Origin of the sequence: uncultured Allobosea sp. (assembly GCF_945957345.1) — a bacterium.
Lineage (GTDB): Bacteria > Pseudomonadota > Alphaproteobacteria > Rhizobiales > Beijerinckiaceae > Allobosea.
Genome location: NZ_CAMFKW010000109.1, coordinates 1 through 2,819 on the forward strand (window position 1 = coordinate 1; position 2,819 = coordinate 2,819).

Consider the following 2,819-nt stretch of genomic DNA (forward strand, 5'->3'; position numbering starts at 1 on the left):
AGTGCGGTCGGCTCGCTGCTGCGAGATCTCGAATCCACGATGCTGCGCGGCTCGAACGACGAGCGCGCCGACATCCTGTCGCGATTGACGGACCTGTTCCTGGCAACGGCCGTGCATATGGACGAGGAGCAGGTCGGCGTCTTCGACGTGGTCATCGGGCGCCTGTCGCGTGCGATCGAGTTGCGGGCGCGTATCGAACTGTCCGAGCGGATCGCGCCCGTGCCGAACGCGCCAAGCGGGGTCGTCCGCCAGCTCGCTCTCGACGAGATCGCCGTCGCGCGCGCCGTGCTGGTGCAGTCGCCGCGCCTCTCCGACCAGGACCTCGTCGCGGTCTCCGCCGCCAAGGGACGCGACCATATGCTCGCCATCACCGAGCGCGCCGAGCTCGGCGAACCCGTGACCGATTTCCTGATCCTGCGCGGCGGGCGCGTCGTCACCCATGCCGTCGCCGCGAACCAGACCGCACGCTTCTCCCGTCACGGCATGGGCGTTCTGGTGATGCGGGCGGCGCAGGACGATGCGCTGCAGGCGACGCTCGGCTTGCGGCGCGACATTCCTGCGGAGCTCGTCGCCCAGCTCATGACCGCCGCGAAGAACTCGGCCCGGCGCCGGCTCAGCGAGAGCCTGGAGCCGACGCTCGCCGGCGATGTGGACAGTGCCGTCGAACGCGGCGCGGATGCCGTCGCAGCCGGCGGTCATATGCCGGGCGAGCTCGGCGCGATCAGCGCGGCGCTCGTCAATATCCGCGAGCTCAACGAGGCCGGCCTGCTCGACGAGGCCAAGGTCCGCACCTATGCCCAGGAAGGCGCGACCGAACATGCGATCTGCGGCGTCGCCGTGCTGGCGCAGCTCGGCCTGCCGGCGAGCGAGCAGATCATCCTCGGCAGCGACCGCGAGGCGGTACTGCTGGTCGCGCGTGCGCTCGGCTGGTCGTGGGATACCACGGCGGCGCTGATCTCGCTGCGCAAGGATTTGGGCAAGTCGCAAGCCGCGGTCGACCGCGCCCGCGAAAGCTTCCGCACCCTCGCCCAGGGCACTGCGCAGCGCGTGCTCGGCTTCCTCAGGATGCGCGACGCAAAGCCGTGAGATAGCTGGAGATGCGCCCCTCGCGGACCGCCTTCGCCTCATAGCGGGTGCGGATCCAGCCGGGATAGGGCGTGCGCCAGTCGCCCGGCCGCTCGTCGGTCCAGTCGAAATCCGGCGAGGCCATCAGGCGCGACAGCGTCCAGCCGATATAATCGTCGATATCGCTGGCGAAGCGGAAGCGGCCGCCGGGGCGGAGCGCGCGGGCGAACAGGCCGAGCGTGTGCTCCGAGACGAAACGGCGCTTGCGCTGGCGGCGCTTCGGCCAGGGATCGGGATAGAGCAGATCGATCGCATCGAGGCTGCCGGCCGGGAAACGCGGCAGCAAGAGCGCGGCATCGTCGTCCCAAACCCGGATATTGGTCAGGCCCTCGCGCTCGGCGACCGCCAGGAACTTGGCCATGCCGTTGATGAAGGGCTCGACGCCGATGAAGCCGATCTGCGGGCTCTCACGCATCCGCATCAGCAGATGCTCGCCGCCGCCGAAGCCGATCTCCAATCGAACCGCCTCGACAGGCTGCGGGAATAGCGCCTTGAGATCGGCGATCTCACCCTCGGGCAGGAGCAGACGCGGCAGCGTATGCTCCATCAGATGGCTCTGGCCGTCGCGCAGGGCCTTGCCCTTGCGGCGGCCGTAGAAGGCGCGGTCGTTATCGTGCTCGGTCATGGCCCCGCCTTGGCTGCTCGGCACGCGGACATCAAGCCCCGCGATGCCACAGCCCAAACAAAAACCGGGGCTCGCGCCCCGGTTCGATGGTCCGATCGTGCCTGAATGATCAGGCGACGGCCTTCTTCAGCGCGTCGACGAGATCGGTCTTCTCCCAGGAGAAGGAACCGTCGCGGCCGGCCTTGCGGCCGAAATGGCCGTAGGCCGAGGTCTTGGCATAGATCGGCTTGTTGAGGCCGAGATGGTTGCGAATGCCGTTCGGCGAGAGATCGACCAACTTGCCGAGCACGTCCTCGAGCTTGGCCTCGTCGACCTTGCCGGTGCCGTGCAGGTCGACATAGATCGACAGCGGCTTGGCCACACCGATGGCGTAGGAGAGCTGGATCGTGGCGCGATCGGCGAGCTTGGCCGCGACGACGTTCTTGGCGAGATAGCGCGCCGCATAGGCAGCCGAGCGATCGACCTTGGTCGGGTCCTTGCCCGAGAAGGCGCCGCCGCCATGCGGAGCCGCGCCGCCATAGGTATCGACGATGATCTTGCGGCCGGTGAGACCGGCATCGCCGTCCGGGCCGCCGATCACGAACTTGCCGGTCGGGTTGATGTGCCAGACCGTGTCCTTGGAGATCCAACCATCCGGCAGCGCCTGGCGGATATAGGGCTCGACGATCTTGCGGACATCGGCCGAGGTCAATGACTCGTCGAGATGCTGGGTCGAGAGCACGATCTGGGTGACGCCGACCGGCTTGCCGTTCTCGTACTTGACGGTGACCTGGCTCTTGGCGTCCGGGCCGAGCTTGGCGGCGTCGCCCTCGCCCTTCTTGCGGGCGAGCGTCAGGGTCTCCAAGATCTTGTGGGCGTAGTAGATCGGGGCGGGCAGCAGCTCGGGCGTCTCGCGGCTGGCATAGCCGAACATGATGCCCTGATCGCCGGCGCCGACATCCTTGTTGCCGGACTCGTCCACGCCCTGGGCGATATCGGCGGACTGCGGGTGCAGCAACACGTCGATCTTGGCCTTCTTCCAGTGGAAGCCGTCCTGCTCGTAGCCGATGTTGCGGATCGCCTTGCGGGC

Annotated in this window: 3 protein-coding genes; 1 reads left to right on the forward strand and 2 read right to left on the reverse strand. The window is 67.9% G+C overall.

The genetic code is table 11. The annotated features are described in order from the left end of the window. On the forward strand, positions 1–1,086 hold a 1,086-nt coding region (locus Q0Q36_RS25050; protein WP_293802605.1), incomplete at its 5' end, for a DUF2336 domain-containing protein. On the opposite strand, the gene Q0Q36_RS25055 is transcribed toward Q0Q36_RS25050, so the two are convergent. After that, positions 1,061–1,750 carry a tRNA (guanosine(46)-N(7))-methyltransferase TrmB gene (locus tag Q0Q36_RS25055; RefSeq protein WP_293802607.1) on the reverse strand — a complete coding sequence of 230 codons (690 nt, stop codon included), beginning with the start codon at positions 1,748–1,750 and terminating at the stop codon, positions 1,061–1,063. The genes Q0Q36_RS25050 and Q0Q36_RS25055 overlap by 26 nt on opposite strands. A 109-nt stretch (positions 1,751–1,859) precedes the next feature. Then, a partial coding sequence (gene metK, locus Q0Q36_RS25060; protein ID WP_293802609.1) for a methionine adenosyltransferase occupies positions 1,860–2,819 on the reverse strand: 960 nt, incomplete at its 5' end.